This window comes from Hydrogenophaga sp., assembly GCF_041633695.1.
Lineage (GTDB): Bacteria > Pseudomonadota > Gammaproteobacteria > Burkholderiales > Burkholderiaceae_C > Hydrogenophaga.
Map to the genome: position 1 here is coordinate 1 of NZ_JBFJMY010000493.1, position 2,880 is coordinate 2,880.

Genomic DNA, 2,880 nt, shown 5'->3' on the forward strand with positions numbered 1-2,880 from the left:
CGGGCGCAAGAGCACGGTGGGCACCACCACCGAGGTCTGGCACTTTCTGCGCCTGCTGTACGTGAAGCTGGGCACGCAACACTGCGTGCACGACGGTGCGGCGGTGATGCCGCAAAGCGCCGACAGCATCGCCGCCGCCATTCTCAAGCGCTACAAGGGTCAGCACATCGGCCTGCTCGCACCCCTGGTGGTCAACCGCAAAGGCGTCTACACCGAGCTGGCCGATTGGGCGCGCCCGCGCGGCCACACGCATTTGCGGGTGGACGGCGAGTTTTTGCCCACCACCGGATTTCCGCGCATCGACCGGTTCAAAGAGCACAGCATCGAGCTGCCGGTGGCCGATGGTGTGGTCAGTGCCGATCGCGAAACCTGGCTGCGGGAGCAACTGGCGCGGGCCTTGGAACACGGCAAGGGCGTGGTGCAGGTGCTGCACCCGCTCGACGGCCTGGGCGAGGCGCTGGCATCGGGGGCGTCCACCGTGGGGCTGGGCCGGGCCGAGGTGTTTTCCACCATCCGCGCCTGCCCGGTGTGCAGCACCAGCTACCCCGAGCTCGACCCGCGCCTGTTCTCTTACAACAGCAAACACGGCTGGTGCCCCGATTGCGTGGGCACCGGTACCCAGCTCTCGCGCGAACAGCGCAAGCTGCTCGACGACTCGGTGCGCGACGACAAGGAACGCGGCCGCGAGCAAAGCTTTGCCGAGCCCGAAGTGGAAGACATCGTGGACCAGGCCTGCCCGAGCTGCGAAGGCACGCGCCTCAACGCACAGGCGCGGGCGGTGAAGTTTGCCCAGGTGGGCATCACCGATATCGCGCGCTTGTCGGTGCGCGAGGTGCGGCAGTGGGTGTTGAACTTGTTGAGCAGCCAGACGCTGACCCAGCGCGAAGCCGACATCGCCCGCGACCTGCTGCCCGAAATCGAAAGCCGTTTGTCGTTCCTGGAAGAGGTGGGCCTGAACTACCTCACGCTGGACCGGGGCGCGCCCACGCTCAGCGGCGGCGAGGCCCAACGCATCCGGCTGGCGGCGCAATTGGGCAGCAACCTGCAAGGCGTGTGTTACGTGCTCGATGAACCCACCATTGGTCTGCACGCGCGCGACAACCAGATCTTGCTCAACGCCCTGCACAAGCTCGGCGCCAAGGGCAATACCCTGGTGGTGGTGGAGCACGACGAAGACACCATACGCCGCGCCGACCACATCATCGACATCGGCCCCAGCGCCGGCCAGCGCGGTGGGCGCGTGGTGGCGCAAGGCAGCGTGGCCGATCTTTCGGCCAACCCCGAGTCGGTCACCGGCCGCTACCTGCTGCACGCCATGAAACACCCGCTGCAAGCGCGGCGTGCGGTGTTGCCCGCTTCGGCTCCGGAGACAGCCGCTGAAGTGGCGGCAGACCCCGCTGCAGCAGCACCCAAACGCAGCGCGAAGGCCAAGCAGAAGGCCATCGCAGAGATGCTTGCGGCGGCGGCAGCGCCCGTGCAGCTCGGCAACCACTGGATCGAAGTCCGGGGCGCCCAGCTGCACAACCTGCAAAACTTCACCGCCCGCGTGCCCCTGCAGCGCCTGGTGGTGGTCACCGGCGTGAGCGGTTCGGGCAAATCCACCTTCGCGCGCGACGTCTTGTTCACCAACGTGGCCGAAGCCGTGAGCCGCCGCAGCACCTTTGCCGGGCGCCAGCTGTGGGACGCGGGCGAGCGCCCAAGCTGGATCGGTTGCGACAAAGTGTTGGGTTCCGAAGCCGTGGACCGTGTGCTGGAGGTTGACCAGACCCCCATCGGCAAAACCCCACGCAGCTGCCCCGCCACCTACATTGGTTTCTGGGACACCGTGCGCAAGCTTTTTGCCGACACGCTGGAAGCCAAGGCGCGCGGCTACGGCCCAGGCCGCTTCAGTTTCAACACCGGCGAAGGCCGTTGCCCTGGCTGCGAAGGCCAGGGCATGCGCACCATCGAAATGAGCTTTCTGCCCGATGTGAAAGTGCCCTGCGAGGTCTGCCACGGCGCCCGCTTCAACCCCGAAACACTGGCCGTCACCTGGAAGGGCAAGAACATCGGCGATGTATTGAAGATGGAAGTGGACGAAGCCGTGGGTTTCTTCGCCAGCATGCCCAACATCGCCCACCCGCTGCAACTGCTGAAAGACGTGGGCCTGGGCTACCTCACCCTGGGCCAGCCCAGCCCCACGCTCAGCGGCGGCGAGGCGCAGCGCATCAAGCTTGTCACCGAACTCAGCAAGGTGCGCGACGACGTGGCGCGGCGCGGCCAGAAAGCACCCCACACCTTCTACGTGCTCGACGAACCCACCGTGGGCCTGCACATGGCCGACGTGGAAAAACTCATCCGCGTGCTGCACCGCCTGGTGGATGGCGGCCACAGTGTGGTGGTGATCGAGCACGATCTCGACGTGATGGCCGAAGCCGACTGGATCATCGACCTCGGCCCCGAAGGCGGCGGCGGTGGCGGCCAGATCGTGGCCGCTGCAGCACCCGACGAAGTGGTGCGCCTGGGCACCCACACCGGCAAAGTGCTCGGGCCGGTGCTGGCCAGGCAATGACCCGCTTGTACCGATGCGGGCTGGATGCCGTGGCGCTCAAAATCCCTGTTCACCCGGAGGCACAGGCCAAGCCCGCGCCGGCACGCCAAACCGCCGTTCGCCCTGAGCCTGTCGAAGGGCCCACCCAAGCGGTGGCCGGCGTATGAAGCTCCACACCCCAATCGCCCAGACCTACCCGGAGGCACCGGCCAAGCCCGCGTTGGCACGCCACCCCTCCGTTCGCCCTGAGCTTGTCGAAGGGCTTACCCAAGCGGTGGCAGGTCCATGAAACCCCACACCCAGATCATCCACATCCACCCCGAAGCGCCGCTCAAGCCGGCACTCGGCAC

General features: G+C 66.9%; 1 pseudogene. It reads left to right on the top strand.

Annotated elements, in window-relative coordinates:
• Positions 1 to 2,551 (top strand): annotated as a pseudogene (locus tag ABYB95_RS20650) (excinuclease ABC subunit A); the annotation flags it as partial.
• Positions 2,552 to 2,880: the final 329 nt, after the last annotated feature.